The organism is Enterobacter cloacae complex sp. 6730903 (genome assembly GCF_048283985.1).
GTDB classification, from domain to species: Bacteria; Pseudomonadota; Gammaproteobacteria; order Enterobacterales; family Enterobacteriaceae; genus Enterobacter; species Enterobacter hormaechei_C.
The window spans coordinates 1-18,706 of record NZ_JBLVXX010000065.1 but is presented as its reverse complement, the minus strand read 5'-3'; the positions used below and the strand labels follow the sequence as shown (position 1 = coordinate 18,706).

At 57.7% G+C, this 18,706-nt stretch carries 17 protein-coding genes and 2 tRNA genes; 8 read left to right on the top strand and 11 right to left on the bottom strand.

The window, feature by feature from the left end; translation table 11 throughout:
* Positions 1-416: 416 nt before the first annotated feature.
* The 5 genes from lldP (at position 417) to trmL (ending at position 6,067) form a co-directional block, all read left to right on the top strand.
* Positions 417-2,072: an L-lactate permease gene (lldP, locus tag ACNQ0W_RS23270; protein ID WP_003860175.1), complete on the top strand. Its 1,656-nt coding sequence runs from the start codon at positions 417-419 to the stop codon at positions 2,070-2,072.
* Positions 2,069-2,842 carry a transcriptional regulator LldR gene (lldR, locus tag ACNQ0W_RS23265; RefSeq protein WP_006808630.1) on the top strand — a complete coding sequence of 258 codons (774 nt, stop codon included), beginning with the start codon at positions 2,069-2,071 and terminating at the stop codon, positions 2,840-2,842. The genes lldP and lldR overlap by 4 nt, the downstream gene beginning before the upstream one ends.
* The gene (lldD, locus tag ACNQ0W_RS23260; protein WP_017382576.1) at positions 2,839-4,026 is read left to right on the top strand and encodes an FMN-dependent L-lactate dehydrogenase LldD; all 1,188 of its coding nucleotides are present in this window, start codon (positions 2,839-2,841) and stop codon (positions 4,024-4,026) included. Before lldR ends, lldD begins: the two co-directional genes overlap by 4 nt.
* Before the next feature lie 181 nt (positions 4,027-4,207).
* Positions 4,208-5,548: an MFS transporter gene (locus ACNQ0W_RS23255; RefSeq protein ID WP_017693779.1), complete on the top strand. Its 1,341-nt coding sequence runs from the start codon at positions 4,208-4,210 to the stop codon at positions 5,546-5,548.
* Positions 5,549-5,593: 45 nt separating this feature from the next.
* Positions 5,594-6,067 carry a tRNA (uridine(34)/cytosine(34)/5-carboxymethylaminomethyluridine(34)-2'-O)-methyltransferase TrmL gene (trmL, locus tag ACNQ0W_RS23250; RefSeq protein WP_062933752.1) on the top strand — a complete coding sequence of 158 codons (474 nt, stop codon included), beginning with the start codon at positions 5,594-5,596 and terminating at the stop codon, positions 6,065-6,067.
* Positions 6,068-6,105: 38 nt separating this feature from the next.
* On the opposite strand, the gene ilvC is transcribed toward trmL, so the two are convergent.
* Entirely contained in the window at positions 6,106-7,581 is a 1,476-nt protein-coding gene (ilvC, locus tag ACNQ0W_RS23245) for a ketol-acid reductoisomerase (protein WP_006808634.1), read from the bottom strand.
* A 152-nt stretch (positions 7,582-7,733) separates the two neighbouring features.
* Between ilvC and ilvY the strand changes: the two genes are divergently transcribed.
* The gene (gene ilvY / locus ACNQ0W_RS23240) at positions 7,734-8,624 is read left to right on the top strand and encodes an HTH-type transcriptional activator IlvY (RefSeq protein WP_017382574.1); all 891 of its coding nucleotides are present in this window, start codon (positions 7,734-7,736) and stop codon (positions 8,622-8,624) included.
* Between the two features lie 45 nt (positions 8,625-8,669).
* On the opposite strand, the gene ilvA is transcribed toward ilvY, so the two are convergent.
* The 7 genes from ilvA to ilvL all read right to left on the bottom strand — a co-directional run bounded on the left by ilvA (position 8,670) and on the right by ilvL (position 15,220).
* Positions 8,670-10,214, bottom strand: coding sequence for a threonine ammonia-lyase, biosynthetic (gene ilvA / locus ACNQ0W_RS23235; RefSeq protein ID WP_062933753.1), 1,545 nt, complete (start codon positions 10,212-10,214; stop codon positions 8,670-8,672).
* Positions 10,215-10,216: 2 nt separating this feature from the next.
* The gene (gene ilvD, locus ACNQ0W_RS23230; protein ID WP_008501574.1) at positions 10,217-12,067 is read right to left on the bottom strand and encodes a dihydroxy-acid dehydratase; all 1,851 of its coding nucleotides are present in this window, start codon (positions 12,065-12,067) and stop codon (positions 10,217-10,219) included.
* A gap of 60 nt (positions 12,068-12,127) precedes the next feature.
* Positions 12,128-13,057, bottom strand: a complete 930-nt coding sequence (ilvE, locus tag ACNQ0W_RS23225; RefSeq protein ID WP_003860182.1) for a branched-chain-amino-acid transaminase — start codon at positions 13,055-13,057, stop codon at positions 12,128-12,130.
* Positions 13,058-13,075: 18 nt separating this feature from the next.
* Positions 13,076-13,339, bottom strand: a complete 264-nt coding sequence (gene ilvM / locus ACNQ0W_RS23220; protein WP_003860184.1) for an acetolactate synthase 2 small subunit — start codon at positions 13,337-13,339, stop codon at positions 13,076-13,078.
* Complete coding sequence (ilvG, locus tag ACNQ0W_RS23215) at positions 13,336-14,982, bottom strand: acetolactate synthase 2 catalytic subunit (RefSeq protein ID WP_062933754.1); 1,647 nt, start codon at positions 14,980-14,982, stop codon at positions 13,336-13,338. The genes ilvM and ilvG overlap by 4 nt, the downstream gene beginning before the upstream one ends.
* 2 nt (positions 14,983-14,984) lie before the next feature.
* Entirely contained in the window at positions 14,985-15,035 is a 51-nt protein-coding gene (ilvX, locus tag ACNQ0W_RS23210; RefSeq protein ID WP_166792073.1) for a peptide IlvX, read from the bottom strand.
* An 86-nt stretch (positions 15,036-15,121) separates the two neighbouring features.
* On the bottom strand, positions 15,122-15,220 hold the full coding sequence (gene ilvL, locus ACNQ0W_RS23205; RefSeq protein WP_001311244.1) for an ilv operon leader peptide: 99 nt from the start codon (positions 15,218-15,220) through the stop codon (positions 15,122-15,124).
* Positions 15,221-15,560: 340 nt separating this feature from the next.
* Between ilvL and ACNQ0W_RS23200 the strand changes: the two genes are divergently transcribed.
* Positions 15,561-17,081, top strand: a complete 1,521-nt coding sequence (locus tag ACNQ0W_RS23200) for a YifB family Mg chelatase-like AAA ATPase (protein WP_023323881.1) — start codon at positions 15,561-15,563, stop codon at positions 17,079-17,081.
* A gap of 27 nt (positions 17,082-17,108) precedes the next feature.
* On the opposite strand, the gene ACNQ0W_RS23195 is transcribed toward ACNQ0W_RS23200, so the two are convergent.
* Positions 17,109-17,447, bottom strand: a complete 339-nt coding sequence (locus tag ACNQ0W_RS23195) for a DUF413 domain-containing protein (protein ID WP_006808641.1) — start codon at positions 17,445-17,447, stop codon at positions 17,109-17,111.
* 118 nt (positions 17,448-17,565) lie between these two features.
* On the opposite strand from ACNQ0W_RS23195, the gene hdfR reads away from it, so the two are divergent.
* Positions 17,566-18,387, top strand: a complete 822-nt coding sequence (gene hdfR, locus ACNQ0W_RS23190) for an HTH-type transcriptional regulator HdfR (RefSeq protein WP_017693775.1) — start codon at positions 17,566-17,568, stop codon at positions 18,385-18,387.
* A 100-nt stretch (positions 18,388-18,487) separates the two neighbouring features.
* Here the strand turns inward: hdfR and ACNQ0W_RS23185 are convergent.
* Both ACNQ0W_RS23185 and ACNQ0W_RS23180 read right to left on the bottom strand, forming a co-directional pair.
* Positions 18,488-18,563, bottom strand: a tRNA-Trp gene (locus ACNQ0W_RS23185).
* Positions 18,564-18,615: 52 nt separating this feature from the next.
* Positions 18,616-18,692: transfer RNA gene (locus ACNQ0W_RS23180), tRNA-Asp, on the bottom strand.
* Positions 18,693-18,706: the final 14 nt, after the last annotated feature.

Below are 18,706 nucleotides of genomic sequence, written 5' to 3'. Positions count from 1 at the left end.
TCGGAGATGTGTATAAGAGACAGCACATACACAGCTTTTCAAAAACACAAATAAAACAAACAAACCTCATTCGATTCACGCAATGTTATCACCTCCCCATTTTATTCAACCTCTTTTACGCGCCGTATCTGCTCAAAAGGCGCAAGTAATGCCCTCCACCTGACTACCGCTCCCAACGCACACGGTGAGTTGATTTTGCGATTTTGGTCCTACCAATCATGCGTAAAGCTATCCATCGTTCACAGTTTCGATGCTCCACTTCACAAAATCATTGCTGAATAGCAACACTTGGTTAACCATTTATTGCCATTAACCCTACATCACAATATTGGAAGGACCACTTTTACACGAAGTGTGACGCTGAGATGAGCAGAGACTCACCCGACGAACACCTGTGTGGTCCTCAGGAGACCTGCATGAGCCTCTGGCAACAAAACTACGATCCGGCCGGGAATATCTGGCTGTCGAGCCTGATCGCATCGCTACCGATCCTGTTCTTCTTCTTTGCGCTGATAAAGCTCAAGCTGAAGGGCTACCTTGCCGCAACGTACACCGTTGCCATCGCCCTGCTGGTGGCGCTGTTCTTCTATAAAATGCCGGTCGATCGCGCGCTGGCCTCCGTGGTGTATGGTTTCTTCTACGGCCTGTGGCCGATTGCGTGGATCATCATCGCCGCCGTCTTTGTCTACAAAATCTCGGTGAAAACCGGGCAGTTCGACATTATTCGCTCGTCGATTCTCTCTATTACACCGGACCAGCGTTTACAGATGCTGATTGTCGGTTTCTCCTTCGGGGCATTCCTTGAAGGGGCGGCAGGATTTGGCGCGCCGGTGGCGATCACCGCCGCCCTGCTGGTCGGGCTGGGCTTTAACCCGCTGTATGCCGCTGGCCTGTGCCTGATTGTGAACACCGCCCCGGTGGCGTTCGGCGCGATGGGTATTCCTATTCTGGTGGCGGGCCAGGTGACCGGGCTGGACAGCTTCGAGATCGGCCAGATGGTGGGCCGCCAGCTGCCGTTCCTGACCATTATCGTCCTCTTCTGGATCATGGCGATTATGGACGGCTGGCGCGGCGTGAAAGAGACCTGGCCTGCGGTGATGGTCGCGGGCGGTTCGTTCGCCATTGCCCAGTATCTCAGCTCCAACTTCCTCGGCCCGGAACTGCCGGACATCATCTCTTCCCTGGTGTCTCTGGTCTGCCTGACGCTGTTCCTGAAACGCTGGCAGCCGGTACGTATCTTCCGCTTTGCTGACATGGGCGCATCGCACGTGGATCAGACGCTGGCGCGCACCGGCTATACCGCCGGACAGATTGTGCGCGCGTGGTCACCGTTCCTGTTCCTGACCGCCACCGTGACGCTGTGGAGCATTCCGCCGTTTAAAGCCCTGTTCGCCCCGGGCGGCGCGCTGTACGACATGGTGATTAATATCTCCGTGCCGTTCCTCGACAAAATGGTCGCCCGTATGCCGCCGGTGGTACACGACGCCACGCCGTATGCGGCAGTGTTTAAGTTCGACTGGTTCTCAGCCACCGGCACGGCCATCCTGTTTGCCGCTATCCTTTCCGTAGTGTGGCTGCGCATGAAGCCAGCCGCCGCGGTGCAGACCTTTGCGGCGACGATTAAAGAGCTGATGCTGCCGATTTACTCCATCGGCATGGTGCTGGCGTTCGCGTTTATTTCGAACTACTCCGGCCTGTCGTCGACGCTGGCGTTAGCGCTGGCGCATACCGGCCACGCGTTTACCTTCTTCTCGCCGTTCCTCGGCTGGCTGGGGGTGTTCCTGACCGGTTCAGATACGTCATCTAACGCCCTGTTTGCCGCCCTACAGGCCACGGCTGCGCAGCAGATTGGCGTCTCGGACGTGCTGCTGGTCGCCGCGAACACCACCGGCGGCGTGACCGGGAAGATGATCTCGCCGCAGTCCATCGCCATTGCCTGTGCCGCGGTGGGGCTGGTAGGCAAAGAGTCGGATCTGTTCCGCTTTACCGTGAAACACAGCCTGATATTTACCTGCATGGTGGGCGTGATCACCACATTGCAGGCCTATGTCTTAACCTGGATGATTCCATGATAGTGATGCCCAGACGCCTGTCCGACGAGATTGCCACTCGCGTACGGGCGCTGATAGAAGAACAACAGCTGGAAGCGGGCATGAGATTGCCCGCCGAGCGTCAGCTTGCCGCTCAGCTTGGCGTGTCGCGCAATTCACTGCGCGAAGCGCTGGCGACGCTGGTCAGCGAAGGGGTGCTGCTGAGCCGTCGCGGCGGCGGCACCTTCGTGCGCTGGCAGCATGACGACTGGTCCGAACAAAACATCGTGCAGCCGCTGAAGACGCTGATGGAAAACGACCCGGACTACAGCTTCGACATCCTCGAAGCGCGTCACGCCATCGAAACCAGCACCGCGTGGCACGCGGCGATGCGGGCAACCGACGCCGATAAAGAAAAGCTCAAAGCCTGTTTTGAAGCCACGCAAAGCAGCGACCCGGACATCGCCTCCCAGGCGGACGTGCGGTTCCATCTGGCGATTGCCGAGGCCTCGCACAACGTGGTCCTGCTGCAAACCATGCGCGGGTTCTTCGACCTGCTGCAATCCTCCGTGAAGCAGAGCCGCCAGCGCATGTATCTGGTGCCGCCGGTGTTTGCCCAGCTGACCGAACAGCACGAGGCGGTGCTCAACGCCATTCTGGCCGGTGATGCCGAGGCCGCGCGCAAGGCGATGATGGCGCATCTCGGCTTCGTGCATACCACCATTAAACGATTCGATGAAGATCAGGCCCGACAGGCGCGTATTACCCGTCTGCCTGGCGAGAGTGATATTTCCAGGGAGAACAAAGCATGATTATTTCAGCAGCCAGTGATTATCGCGCCGCGGCACAGCGCATTTTGCCCCCGTTCCTGTTCCACTACATTGACGGCGGGGCGTATGCCGAATACACCCTGCGCCGCAACGTGGAAGACCTGTCGGAGGTGGCTCTGCGCCAGCGCGTGCTGAAGAATATGTCTGACCTGAGCCTTGAGACGAAGCTGTTTAACGAGACGCTCTCCATGCCGGTAGCGCTCGCACCTGTCGGCTTATGCGGCATGTATGCCCGCCGGGGTGAAGTGCAGGCCGCCGCCGCCGCAGATGCCAAAGGCATTCCGTTTACCCTTTCCACCGTGTCCGTCTGCCCGATTGAAGAAGTCGCCCCGACCATCAAGCGCCCGATGTGGTTCCAGCTGTACGTCCTGCGCGATCGCGGTTTTATGCGCAACGCGCTGGAGCGCGCCAAAGCGGCGGGCTGCTCAACGCTGGTCTTTACCGTCGACATGCCCACGCCGGGTGCGCGCTACCGTGATGCCCACTCCGGCATGAGCGGCCCTAACGCCGCCCTGCGCCGTTACTGGCAGGCGGTGACGCATCCGCAGTGGGCGTGGGATGTCGGGCTGAACGGCCGTCCGCACGATCTGGGCAATATTTCGGCCTACCTCGGTAAACCGACCGGGCTGGAAGATTACATCGGCTGGCTGGCGAACAATTTCGATCCGTCGATCTCATGGAAGGACCTGGAGTGGATCCGCGAATTCTGGGACGGCCCGATGGTGATCAAAGGGATCCTCGACCCGGAAGATGCCCGCGACGCGGTGCGTTTTGGCGCCGATGGGATCGTGGTCTCTAACCATGGTGGCCGCCAGCTTGACGGGGTGCTCTCCTCCGCCCGCGCCCTGCCGGCCATTGCCGATGCGGTGAAAGGCGATATTGCGATCCTGGCCGACAGCGGCATCCGCAACGGGCTGGACGTGGTGCGCATGATTGCGCTGGGCGCGGACAGCGTGCTGCTGGGCCGTGCGTATCTGTACGCGCTGGCCACCAGCGGCCAGGCGGGCGTGGCGAATCTGCTCAACCTGATCGAGAAAGAGATGAAGGTGGCGATGACCCTGACCGGGGCGAAAACAATCGGTGAAATCAGCAAAGACTCGCTGGTGCAGGAGCTCAGTAAGTTGCCTGCGGCGCTGGCCCCCCTTTCTCAGGGAAACGCGGCCTGATCTCCCCCGGTTAGCCTCCCCTTCTTCCGCGCCCGACTTCCCCCTCGGGCGCTTTTTTTTGTCGAAAATAACACCTGTGTAACATTCTGGATAAGAAAATTTGACACACCCCGCCCCGCCGCAATTGTATAGACAAGCAAATACAAGAACACAAAAACAACATCACATCGGAGGGGAACGTATGACGTATTCAGGTCGGGTGGATATTCAGCAGGTGATCGATGAAAGTCCTTTTTCAGGGTTTCACTGGCTTCTAATTGTGCTGGGCTTTCTGGTGCTGGCGATTGATGGGTTTGATACCGCAGCGATGGGTTACATTGCGCCTACGCTGTCGACGGAGTGGGGAATACATAAACAGGATCTGGGGCCGGTGCTGAGTGCGGCGCTGCTCGGGCTGTCGCTGGGTGCCCTGATTGCAGGTCCGGTATCGGACCGGATGGGACGCAAGCGCGTACTGGTCTTTTCATGCCTGTTCTTCGGCCTGGCGAGCCTGGGCACGGCCTGGGCGCAAAGTCTGAATACCCTGACGCTATGGCGATTTCTGACCGGTCTCGGGCTGGGCGCCGCGATGCCTAACGCCATCACGCTGATCTCAGAGTTTGCCCCCCAGCGCTGCCGCGCCATGGCAATTAACACCATGTACTGCGGCTTTCCGCTGGGTGCGGCGGGCGGCGGGGCGATCTCGTCCTGGCTTATCCCTCACCATGGCTGGCGAAGCGTGCTGCTGACCGGCGCGATTGCGCCGCTGATTTTAACGGTGCTACTGGCGTTGCTGTTGCCGGAGTCGGTGAAGTTTCTGGTGCAGCGCGGGAAAGACGTCGCCCAGGTTCGCCGCATCGCCAGCCGGTTCGCCCGCAGTACGCTGGATAGCGTCACAGGCTTTTTCCTGGCGGAGGAGAAAGTCGCGTCGAAAAAAGGCAGCGTGTCGCAGCTGTTTTCCATGCCCTGGCTGCCCGGCACCCTGATGCTGTGGGTCACCTATTTTATGGGGCTGGTGATTTATTACGTCCTGCTGAGCTGGATGCCAACGCTGATGCAGGGGATGGGGTATGCGCTGGCGGAATCCGCCTGGCTCACCTCGCTGTTCACCTTCGGCGGCACCGCTGGCATTTTGCTCGCGGGCTGGATGATGGACCGCTGGGAAGCGCACAAGGTGGTCGCGTGTGGTTTCGTGCTGACGATGGGCCTGATTCTTTTACTCGGCATTGAGCATAACCATATCGCCCTGTTTGGCGGGTTAATTTTCCTGATGGGGATCGCGATGAACGGCGCGCAGTCGGGCATGCAGACCCTGGCCGCCACCTTTTACCCTACCGAGTGCCGAGCGACGGGTATCGCCTGGATGCAGGGGATCGGCCGCTTCGGCGGCGTGGCGGGCACCATGACCAGCGCCCAGCTTCTTTCCATGCAGTGGCAGGCGGACAGTATTTTAATGATCCTCAGTGTGCCTGCTCTCGTGGCCGCGGCGGCAACCGTCTACAAAATGCTGTATAGCCGCGCGCAGGAGCCGGGCGTCGCCTAGTCCCTCTCTTTTCTGCTATTCTGCCCCCGCAATTAAGGGGGCAGCATGCTTAACATCGTCTTATTCGAACCAGAAATTCCGCCGAATACCGGCAATATTATCCGCCTGTGCGCCAACACCGGTTTTCGTCTGCACATCATTGAGCCGATGGGCTTTACGTGGGACGACAAACGTCTGCGTCGCGCAGGGCTGGACTACCATGAGTTTACCGCCGTCGTTCGTCATCACGATTACGCCGCGTTTCTGGGAACCGAAAAACCACACCGCATGTTCGCCCTGACTACCAAAGGTACGCCAGCGCACAGCGCCGTAAGCTATCAGGACGGGGATTATCTGATGTTTGGTCCGGAAACCCGCGGCCTGCCGGCCACCATTCTGGATGCCCTGCCCGCTGAGCAGAAAATTCGTATTCCGATGATGCCGGACAGCCGCAGCATGAACCTGTCGAATGCGGTGTCGGTGGTGGTGTATGAGGCGTGGCGCCAGCTGGGTTATCCCGGCGCGATATTGCGTAGCTAAAACAGTTCGGGTGGCTTACGCCACCCGATTCGTCGTGTTTAGCCTGCTACCGCGATACGTTTCATATCGGTCATGTAGCCGCGCAGTTTCTGGCCCACTTTCTCGATTTCGTGGCTGCGAATCGCTTCGTTGACGTCACGCAGCTGCGCGTTATCAACCGCACCTTCCGCAATCGCCTGGCCCAGATCGCCCGCTTGCAGGGTGGTCATGAACTCTTTCAGCAGCGGTACGCAGGCGTAAGAGAACAGGTAGTTACCGTACTCGGCGGTATCGGAGATCACCACGTTCATCTCATACAGACGCTTACGGGCGATGGTGTTCGCGATCAGCGGCAGCTCGTGCAGCGATTCATAGTACGCAGATTCTTCAATGATGCCCGAATCCACCATGGTTTCGAACGCCAGCTCAACGCCCGCTTTCACCATCGCGATCATCAGGACGCCTTTATCGAAGTACTCCTGCTCGGTGATCTTGCCGTCATACTGTGGTGCGGTTTCGAACGCGGTTTTACCGGTCTCTTCGCGCCAGGTCAGCAGTTTCTTATCATCATTCGCCCAGTCCGCCATCATGCCGGAAGAGAACTCGCCGGAGATGATGTCGTCCATATGTTTCTGGAACAGCGGCGCCATGATGGTTTTCAGCTGTTCAGAGAGTGCGAACGCGCGCAGTTTTGCCGGGTTGGACAGACGGTCCATCATCAGCGTAATGCCGCCCTGCTTCAGCGCTTCGGTGATGGTTTCCCAGCCGAACTGAATCAGTTTTTCCGCGTATGCCGGGTCGGTGCCTTCTTCCACCAGCTTGTCGAAGCACAGCAGAGAGCCAGCCTGGAGCATGCCGCACAGGATGGTCTGCTCGCCCATCAGGTCAGATTTCACTTCCGCAACGAAGGAAGATTCCAGCACGCCCGCACGATGGCCGCCGGTGGCCGCAGCCCAGGCTTTGGCAATCGCCATGCCTTCGCCTTTCGGATCGTTTTCCGGGTGAACGGCGATCAGCGTCGGTACGCCGAAGCCACGTTTGTACTCTTCGCGCACTTCGGTGCCCGGGCACTTCGGTGCCACCATCACTACGGTGATGTCTTTACGGATCTGCTCGCCCACTTCAACGATGTTGAAGCCGTGGGAGTAACCCAGCGCGGCGCCGTCTTTCATCAGCGGCTGTACGGAACGCACAACGTCAGAGTGCTGCTTGTCTGGCGTCAGGTTAACCACCAGATCCGCCTGCGGGATCAGCTCTTCGTAGGTGCCCACTTTGAAGCCGTTTTCGGTCGCTTTACGCCAGGAAGCGCGCTTTTCAGCAATCGCTTCTTTGCGCAGGGCGTAGGAGATATCCAGCCCGGAGTCACGCATGTTCAGGCCCTGGTTCAGACCCTGTGCGCCACAGCCGACAATGACCACTTTTTTACCCTGAAGGTAGCTCGCGCCATCAGCAAATTCATCGCGCGCCATGAAGCGGCATTTGCCCAGCTGCGCCAGCTGCTGGCGCAAGTTCAGTGTATTAAAGTAGTTAGCCATGGGTGATACCTCGTGATGTTGTGTGTCTTATTGTTCGGTTCGCGTTTCAGCGAGAATGTACCCACATTACAACAGGAAATTTATTGCGGAAATTGATATATTCACAACGTCACATTGCAATTTATGCAATGTAAAAAGAGGGAGTGGAATCGGTGGATTTACGCGATCTGAAAATGTTCCTGCACCTGGCGGAAAGCCGTCACTTTGGCCGTAGCGCCCGGGCGATGCACGTCAGCCCCTCCACGCTGTCGCGCCAGATCCAGCGCCTTGAGGAAGACCTCGGCCAGCCGCTGTTCGTGCGCGATAACCGCACCGTCACCCTCACGGAAGCAGGTGAAGAGCTGCGCATCTTTGCTCAGCAGACGTTATTACAGTATCAGCAGCTGCGGCACACCATCGACCAGCAGGGGCCGTCGCTCTCTGGCGAGCTGCATATTTTCTGCTCCGTGACCGCTGCCTACAGCCATCTTCCCCCCATTCTTGACCGCTTCCGCGCGGAACATCCGTCGGTTGAAATTAAGCTCACCACCGGCGATGCCGCCGACGCGATGGAAAAAGTGGTAACGGGCGAAGCGGATCTGGCGATTGCCGGAAAACCGGAAACGCTGCCGGGGGCGGTGGCGTTCTCGATGCTGGAGAATCTGGCGGTAGTGTTGATTGCCCCGGCGCTGCCCTGCCCGGTGCGCAACCAGGTCTCGGTGGAGAAACCGGACTGGTCCACGGTGCCGTTTATCATGGCCGATCAGGGGCCGGTGCGCCGCCGTATCGAGCTGTGGTTCCGCCGCCAGAAGATCAGCAACCCGTCGATTTACGCCACGGTCGGCGGTCATGAGGCGATGGTATCAATGGTGGCGCTCGGCTGCGGCGTGGCGCTGCTGCCGGAAGTGGTGCTGGAAAACAGCCCGGAGCCGGTGCGCAATCGCGTGATGATTTTAGAACGCAGCGACGAGAAAACGCCGTTCGAGCTAGGCGTGTGCGCACAAAAAAAGCGGCTGCATGAGCCGCTTATTGATGCGTTCTGGAAGATATTGCCGAACCACTAAAGCCGGGTGGCGCTGCGCTTACCCGGCCTACACGCAGTTCAAACCTTAACCCGCGAGGAAGAAACGGAACGCCGGGTTGTGGGTTTCGTCATGGCACTCATAGCCCAGCTCGTTCAGGCGCGTTTCGAAATCCGGCTCGTGCTCGCCCAGTTCGAACGCCGCCAGCACGCGGCCATAGTCGGTGCCATGGCTGCGGTAGTGGAACAGAGAGATGTTCCAGTGCGTGCCCAACGTGTGCAGGAACTTGAGCAGCGCGCCCGGCGATTCCGGGAACTCGAAGCTGAACAGGCGTTCCCTGAGCGGCTTCGATGGACGGCCGCCGACCATGTAACGCACGTGCAGCTTCGCCATCTCGTCGTCGGAGAGATCGACCACGCTGTAGCCGCCGTCATGCAGCAGGCTGAGGATCTCTTTGCGCTCCTCCACGCCACGGCTCAGACGCACGCCGACAAAAATGCACGCATCTTTGGCATCGGCAAAGCGGTAGTTGAACTCCGTTACCGAACGGCCGCCCAGCAGCTGGCAGAACTTCAGGAAGCTGCCCTTCTCTTCCGGAATGGTCACCGCCAGCAGCGCTTCACGCTGCTCACCCAGCTCACAGCGCTCGGAAACGTAGCGCAGACCGTGGAAGTTCACGTTGGCACCGGAAAGCACGTGCGCCAGACGCTCGCCGCGAATATTGTGCTGGGCGATGTATTTTTTCATCCCCGCCAGCGCCAGCGCGCCGGACGGTTCCGCCACCGCACGCACATCCTCGAACAGATCTTTCATTGCCGCGCAGATAGCGTCGCTATCAACCGTGACGATATCGTCGAGATACTCCTGACAGAGGCGGAACGTTTCGTCGCCAATGCGCTTCACCGCCACACCCTCGGCGAACAGCCCGACGCGCGGCAGATCGACCGGATGTCCGGCGTCCAGCGCCGCCTTCAGGCAGGCAGAGTCTTCCGCTTCAACCGCAATCACTTTGATCTGCGGCATCAGCTGTTTGATCAGCACCGCCACACCTGCGGCTAAGCCACCGCCGCCCACCGGGACGAAAACGCGGTCGAGATGGGCGTCCTGCTGCAACAGTTCCAGCGCCAGCGTACCCTGCCCGGCAATCACCATCGGGTGGTCGAACGGCGGCACCCAGGTGAAGCCCTGCTGCTGCGCCAGCTCAATCGCTTTGGCTTTCGCTTCGTCAAAATTGGCCCCGTGGAGCAGCACTTCGCCGCCAAACCCGCGCACCGCGTCAACCTTGATATCTGCGGTGGCAACCGGCATCACGATCAGCGCCTTCAGCCCCAGACGCGCCGAGGAGAACGCCACGCCCTGCGCGTGATTGCCCGCCGAGGCGGTAATCACCCCGCGCGCTTTTTGCTCGTCCGTCAGCCCGGCCATCATCGCGTAGGCGCCGCGCAGCTTAAAGCTGTGCACCGGCTGCCTATCTTCACGCTTCACCAGAATGACGTTGTCGAGACGCGAAGAGAGTTTGTCCATTTTTTGCAGGGGCGTGACCTGCACCGCTTCATAGACCGGCGCGCGTAGCACCGCTCTCAGGTATTCCGCCCCCTCAGGGGCGGCGGATAAGGGTTGTGACTCGGCCATCGTTAGCCCCCCAGTTTAGATTTATCGCGCACCGCGCCTTTATCTGCACTGGTTGCAAGGCTCGCGTAGGCGCGCAGGGCGAAGGAGACTTCGCGCTGGCGATCTTTCGGCGTCCAGGCTTTGTCGCCGCGGGCTTCCTGCGCTTCACGACGGGCCGCAATCTCCTGGTCACTCAGCTTCAGCTGAATGCCGCGGTTCGGAATGTCGATTTCGATCAGGTCGCCATCTTCGATGATCGCGATATTGCCGCCGCTTGCCGCTTCTGGCGAGACGTGACCAATGGAGAGGCCTGACGTGCCGCCAGAGAATCGACCATCGGTGATCAGCGCGCAGGCTTTGCCGAGGCCCATCGATTTCAGGAAGGTGGTCGGGTAGAGCATCTCCTGCATGCCGGGGCCGCCTTTCGGCCCTTCGTAGCGAATGACCACCACGTCGCCTTCCACCACTTTGCCGCCGAGGATGGCGTCTACCGCTTCGTCCTGGCTTTCATACACTTTTGCCGGACCGGTGAATTTGAGGATGCTGTCGTCCACGCCTGCGGTTTTCACAATGCAGCCATTTTCCGCGAAGTTACCGTACAGCACGGCCAGACCGCCGTCTTTGCTGTAGGCATGCTCCAGCGAGCGGATGCAGCCTTCGGCGCGATCGTCATCCAGCGTGTCCCAGCGGCAATCCTGCGAGAACGCCTGGGTGGTACGGATGCCTGCCGGACCGGCGCGATACATGTTTTTCACCGCGTCGTCTTTGGTCAGCATCACGTCGTACTGCTCCAGCGACTCCGGCAGCGTCAGGCCGAGCACGTTTTTCACGTCGCGGTTCAGCAGCCCGGCGCGATCCAGCTCGCCGAGAATACCAATCACGCCCCCCGCACGGTGGACATCTTCCATGTGGTACTTCTGGGTACTCGGCGCGACTTTACACAGCTGCGGCACTTTGCGGGAGAGCTTGTCGATGTCGCTCATGGTGAAGTCGATTTCGGCTTCCTGAGCGGCGGCCAGCAGGTGCAGAACGGTGTTGGTGGAACCGCCCATGGCGATATCCAGCGTCATGGCGTTTTCGAATGCCGCTTTGCTGGCGATGTTGCGCGGCAGCGCGCTGGCGTCGTCCTGCTCGTAGTAGCGTTTGGTCAGCTCAACGATGCGCTTACCGGCGTTAAGGAACAGCTGTTTACGGTCGGCGTGGGTTGCCAGCAGCGAGCCGTTGCCCGGCTGAGAAAGGCCCAGCGCTTCGGTCAGGCAGTTCATGGAGTTGGCGGTGAACATCCCGGAACAGGAGCCGCAGGTCGGGCACGCGGAACGTTCCACCTGGTCGCTCTGCTCGTCAGAGACTTTCGGGTCCGCGCCCTGGATCATCGCATCGACCAGGTCGAGCTTGATGATTTTGTCGGAGAGCTTGGTTTTCCCCGCTTCCATCGGGCCGCCGGAGACGAAGATCACCGGAATGTTCAGGCGCAGGGAGGCCATCAGCATCCCCGGGGTGATTTTGTCGCAGTTGGAGATACAGACCATCGCATCGGCGCAGTGGGCGTTAACCATGTACTCCACCGAGTCGGCGATCAGCTCGCGCGACGGCAGTGAATAGAGCATCCCCCCGTGGCCCATTGCGATACCGTCATCCACCGCAATGGTGTTGAACTCTTTCGCCACGCCGCCGGAGGCTTCGATTTGCTCGGCAACCAGCTTACCGAGATCGCGCAGGTGCACGTGGCCCGGCACAAACTGGGTGAAGGAGTTCACCACGGCGATAATTGGCTTGCCGAAATCGGCGTCGGTCATTCCGGTGGCGCGCCACAGTGCGCGGGCACCCGCCATATTACGGCCGTGGGTGGTGGTGGCTGAACGATACTTAGGCATGCTTTATTTACTCCCGTCTGACTATTTAATGGGACGGTGCGTGCCGTCCCAAATTTATATTTAGTGATTAACCTGATCCAACCAGCCGTATTTGTCTTCTGTTTCGCCGGTGAAGAGGCCGAAGAAGGCTTGCTGAATGCGTTTGGTCACCGGACCACAGCGGCCTTCGCCCACCTGAATGCCATCGACGCTACGCACCGGCGTAATTTCAGCCGCGGTACCGGACATGAACACTTCGTCAGCCAGGTACAGGGATTCGCGGGACAGCACCTGCTCGCGCACTTCGATACCCAGATCTTTCGCCAGCTTGATGATGGCGTCGCGGGTGATGCCCGGCAGCGCGGACGAAGTGAATGGCGGGGTGAACAGAATGCCGTCTTTCACTTCAAACAGGTTTTCACCTGCGCCTTCGGAGATGTAGCCATTCACATCCAGCGCGATACCTTCCTGATAGCCGTGACGGCGCGCTTCGCTGCCGACCAGCAGTGAGGAAAGGTAGTTACCGCCCGCTTTAGCCGCAGTCGGGATAGTGTTTGGCGCCACGCGGTTCCAGGAAGAAACCATTGCGTCGATCCCCTGATCCAGCGCTTCCGCGCCCAGGTAGGCGCCCCACGGGAACGCAGCAATGATCACATCGGTGTTATAACCAGCGGGCGGATTGACGCCCATGCCGACATCACCCACGAAGACCAGCGGACGAATATAGGCGCTGGTCAGTTTGTTCTGGCGAATCACCTCGCGGCAGGCTTCCATCAGCTCATCAACGCTTTGGGAGACCGGGAAACGATAAATTTTGGCTGAGTCATGCAGACGCTGCATGTGTTCACGATGGCGGAACACCACTGGCCCTTTGTGAGAATCGTAGCAACGGATCCCTTCAAACACGGAGGTGCCGTAGTGCAGCGCGTGGGACATCACGTGAACTTTCGCGTCTTCCCAGCGAACCATCTCACCATTGAACCAAATGTAATCAGCTTTTTTTGTCGTCATTTTTTCGTCCTGTCACGCTTAAGCGCGGATTTGTTGTGATGTGGTTGTGCTCTGGCAGATGGCAACATGGGCAACGTCTACCAGTTTTGATAACTGACTAAACAGTAAGTCGACCGGCCGCGGGCTGGCAACGGTTAATTCGATACTGATGTTCTGCGCGTCGGTGGCCGTTTCCATATTCATAGAGCAAATCTGAAAGCCACGGTGGCGAACCACGCGCAATACGCGTTCTAACGTTTCCGGGTTGAAGCGAGCCTGCACGGCGACCTGATGTTGCATCATGATAATTTCTCCAGCATTTGTGAGTTACTGGCACCGGGCGGTACCAACGGCCAGACGTTCTCAAGCTCGTCGATTGAGACATGAAGCAGGTATGGCCCTTCGCTTGACAGCATGGTGTCGAGTGCCGCTTCAACCTGGTCTTTACGGGTGATGTGCTGGCCAGGAATGCCGAAGGCGCTGGCCAGGGTGAGGAAATCGGGGTTATCGGTCAGGGTCGTTTCGCTGTAACGCTCCTGGAAGAACAGCTGCTGCCACTGGCGAACCATGCCTAAACGCTGGTTATCGAGCAAGACGATCTTCAGCGGTAACTGCTTACGCTTCACGGTGCCGAGCTCCTGGACGTTCATCATGAAGGAGCCGTCACCGGAGATACAGATAACGGTATCGTTCGGGCGGGCAACCTGCGCGCCCACGGCAGCGGGCAGGCCGAAGCCCATCGTCCCTAACCCGCTCGAGGTGATAAAGTTCTCCGGGCGGGTGTAGGTCATGTGCTGGGCTGACCACATCTGATGCTGGCCGACATCCGTCGTTACCACGCTGTCTGCGGGTTTACGGTCTGACAGCTGTTTCAACAGCAGCGGCGCATAGATGGCGTCGCCTGGGTGATCGTAACGCCACGCGTGTTCAGTACGCATATCAGCGGTGTGCTGACGCCATGGGTTGATATCCAGCGGCTGCTCCAGCGCCGGTAACAGCGCGTTAAGATCGCCCTGCAACGCGACATGCGCCTGACGCAGTTTGCTCATCTCCGCCGGGTCGATGTCCATATGGATCACTTTGGCGTTCGGCGCGAAGGTATTCAGCTTGCCGGTAACGCGGTCGTCAAAACGTGCGCCGACGGCGATAAGCAAGTCGCATTCCTGCACCGCCAGGTTTGCCGCTTTGGTACCATGCATCCCCAGCATGCCGAGGTAGTACGGGTAATCTGCCTCTACCGCACCGAGACCTTTCAGCGTGCAGGTGGCGGGCATTTGCGTGGTCGCAATGAACGCGCGAAGCGCCGGAACAGCCTGCGCCATGCCCACGCCGCCGCCTACGTACAGCATCGGTTGTTTGGCCTGCGCCATCATCTGACGCGCCTCTTCCACCTCTGCATGCGGGAACGCATTATCGCTTTCCACGGTAGAGAAATGCGGCTCCAGATCGCCGAGTGCAACCTGGATATCTTTCGGGATATCAACCAGAACCGGGCCAGGACGGCCAGAGCTGGCAACCTCGAACGCTTCGGCCATCACCCGCGGCAGCTCTTCGAGAGACTGAACGAGGAAGCTGTGTTTGGTGCAGGCCAGCGATAAACCGAGCACATCCACTTCCTGGAAAGCATCGGTGCCGATGAATGGAGAGGCCACCTGGCCGGTGATCGCCACCACGGGTACGGAATCGAGCAGCGCGTCAGCCAGGCCGGTGATCAGGTTCGTTGCGCCGGGACCTGAGGTGGCCATACAGACGCCAGTTTTACCGGCCGCACGGGCATAACCGATGGCGGCCATCGCTGCGCCCTGCTCGTGTCGGCACAACAGGTGTTCCACGCCGCCGTCATACAGTGCATCGTAAATCGGCATAATTGCGCCACCCGGATAACCGAATACGGTTTCAACTCCCTGCGCGCGCAACGCATGTACTACCCATTGTGCCCCATTCATAGTTAGTTCCCCGTCATAAATCTGGAGAAACAGAATTTTGTGCTAGTCGTCATTCTCTGCTCCTCATTTAAGTTTTTTAGTCATAAAAAAACCCCCGGACCTTTCGGTGCGGGGGTCTTAGTTCGTTAAGGCTTGATTTCTAAGCCTTTCCTCGTCCAAGTGCAGCCCCGCACGGTGGGATAATAATCACCACCACGCTAATCACGACCAGGCTAATCACTCGTAGAAGGGCTGTCATTTTCAGTTCTTTTTGCATCTTGTTCGAAGGAATACCTAAAGAGTTACCACAGATATTTCATCTGACACAAGATTTTTTTATGACCTGTTTCTGTAGCAGGCGAACTATTTCTTTCAAAATCGTTGTTTTATATAGGGAAAAAATAGAAATGAAGATTTTTCATTTTTTTGTCCTGTTTCATCAGGCAAGGGGCACATGATTTCTTTTCTGCGAGGCCAATTCCACCCACATGTAATGATTACATTTTGCCGCTAAAAGGCTGGAACGAGCGCCGTAATTCAGTGCATTAGCGCTAAACAGGAAAAAATGATGCTGGCATAGTCACCGCTAAGGAGGGCTTATGTCACTGTCAGTTGTTTATACACGCGCGGCCATCGGCGTGAAGGCACCGCTTATTTCTGTAGAGGTTCATTTAAGTAATGGACTGCCCGGACTGACGCTGGTCGGCTTACCAGAAACGACCGTTAAAGAGGCGAGGGATCGCGTGCGCAGCGCAATTATTAATAGCGGTTATGCTTTTCCGGCGAAGAAGATCACCATCAACCTTGCGCCCGCCGATTTGCCAAAGGAGGGAGGGCGATATGATTTACCTATTGCTATAGCGCTTCTCGCGGCTTCTGAACAGCTCAATACGCCAGGGCTAAGCTCGTGTGAGTTCGTGGGTGAATTAGCGCTTACAGGCGCGTTAAGAGGCGTTCCCGGAGCAATCTCGGGTGCGCTTGAAGCCATACGCGCGGGAAGACAAATCATTGTGGCCAATGAAAATGCCTCTGAAGTTAGCCTTATTGCCGAAAAGGGGTGTCTTGTCGCGGGACATTTGCAGGAGGTTTGCGCCTGGCTGGAAGGCCGACACGAGCTTGCCGAGCCGCAGGAGAATGACGAGGTGGCGCCAGATTCGCCCGAGGATCTCAGCGATATTATGGGTCAGGAACAGGGTAAACGGGCGTTAGAGATAACGGCCGCGGGTGGGCATAACCTGTTACTGATAGGTCCGCCAGGCACGGGGAAAACGATGCTGGCGAGCAGATTGAGCGGTCTGTTGCCACCCCTCAATAATCACGAAGCGCTGGAAAGCGCCGCGATATTTAGCCTGGTCAGTTCTACGTCGCTGCATAAACAGTGGCGCCGCCGTCCTTTCCGCTCTCCACATCACAGTGCGTCTCTTACCGCGATGGTGGGCGGGGGTTCGATCCCCGGTCCGGGTGAAATCTCACTGGCGCACAACGGCATTCTCTTCCTGGATGAATTGCCAGAGTTTGAACGCCGCGTGCTGGATGCATTGCGGGAGCCGATTGAATCCGGCGAAATCCATCTGTCTCGTACACGGGCCAAAATAAGCTACCCTGCGCAGTTTCAGCTGGTCGCCGCGATGAACCCTAGCCCTACGGGTCATTATCAGGGCAACCATAACCGCTGTACGCCAGAGCAGACGCTGCGCTATCTGAGTAAGCTGTCCGGCCCCTTCCTCGACCGTTTTGATTTATCTCTCGAGATCCCCCTGCCCCCACCCGGTCTGCTGAGGCAAACCGGTATCAAAGGCGAAAGCTCAGCAGCTGTGCGTGAACGGGTTATTGCGGCGCAGGCGCGGCAGTATGCTCGTCAAAACAGGCTGAATGCCCGGCTGGATAACAGCGGGATCCGACAGTTTTGTTCTCTCAACGCTGAAGATGCAGGCTGGCTGGAAGAGACACTGACGCGGTTTGGGCTATCCATTCGCGCGTGGCAGCGTTTGTTGAAAGTTGCGCGCACGGTCGCCGACGTGGAGGGCTGCCCCGGAATAGAGAGGCGGCATTTGCAGGAGGCATTAAGTTACCGTGCGATCGATCGGCTGCTGTTGCATCTGCAAAAAATGCTGGCGTAAAAAAAGGGGCCGTAGCCCCTTCTCTTCTTAATCGTCAGACTCGGTGTAGTCTTCTGCACCTTCCATCTGCGGCTTGCCGCCAGACAGCGTATGGAAACGCTTAGGACGCTTAATGCGAGCCATATACTTGATCCATACACGTTCTGCATCAGACTGCGGCTCACGCTCACCACGGCAAACAGAGACAAACTGTTTTTCATCTTCGGTTGCCGGTTCACGTTTACCCAGATCCAGCTCGTTAAAGGCATAACCATGGCGCTCAAGAAGTTGAGCTTCTTTGATCGTGAAATCGCCGTGACGAGAGAACCCGCGCGGATAATGTTTATTGTCGAAAAAACGATTAGTCGTCGTAAAGCTTTCCGCCATCCTACACGCTCCTAATTCTTTGGCCGAGCTATTTATGGCGCGGAGTATTAGTTACGCTTGACAGAGTGTAAAACAAAACATTTAAATCATAACGACAAATAATTTTGTGGAGAAAGATGTGGATACGGAATTGCTAAAAACTTTCCTCGAAGTGAGCAGAACGCGACACTTTGGGCGAGCAGCTGAAGCCCTCTACCTGACGCAGTCAGCAGTCAGTTTTCGTATTCGACAGCTGGAAAATCAACTGGGTGTGAACCTTTTTACCCGCCATCGCAACAATATTCGTTTAACCCCGGCCGGTGAAAAGCTGTTGCCTTATGCAGAAACCCTGATGAATACCTGGCAGGCAGCGCGAAAGGAGGTTGCGCACACCTCCCGGCATAATGAATTCTCGATTGGTGCCAGCGCTTCACTATGGGAATGCATGCTCAGCCAGTGGCTTATGCGACTATATCGCACACACAATCATCTGCAATTTGAGGCGAGGATTGCGCAACGTCAATCGCTGGTTAAGCAACTCCACGAGCGGCAGCTTGATCTGCTGATCACCACAGAAGCCCCCAAGATGGACGAATTTAGCAGCCAGATTGTTGGACAGTTTAGCCTGGCGCTTTATGCATCGGAGCCTGCAATGATGAAGGCCGACCTCAATTATTTACGCCTGGAATGGGGGCCTGATTTTCAGCAACACGAGACGGGGTTAATTGCCAGCGATGATATCCCGCAGCTCACGACAAGCTCTGCGGAGATCGCATGCCAGCATCTTCCCGCATTGAAAGGCTGTACATGGTTACCTGTTCGCTGGGCGGATAATAAACCTGCACTCCATGTTGTCACCGATTCGACAACGCTCTCCAGGCCGCTGTATGCCATTTGGCTGCAAAACAGCGATAAGCAGTCACAGATAAAAGATCTGTTAAAAACCAGCATACTGGATTAACGCAAAAGCCTGCGGAGACGCAGGCTGCTTATTCTTCAGGAAGGTGTTGAGCTTTTTTACAGGCAAAAAAAAATCCTTTGCCGAAGCAAAGGATTCTATATGGCAGGGGCGGAGAGACTCGAACTCGCGACACCCGGTTTTGGAGACCGGTGCTCTACCAACTGAGCTACGCCCCTAAAGTTTTTGCCATTAAGCCTGCCGAAAGGGCAGGCTTAATGTCTTAATAAGTGGCGGAACGGACGGGACTCGAACCCGCGACCCCCTGCGTGACAGGCAGGTATTCTAACCGACTGAACTACCGCTCCACCGAATACTTCTG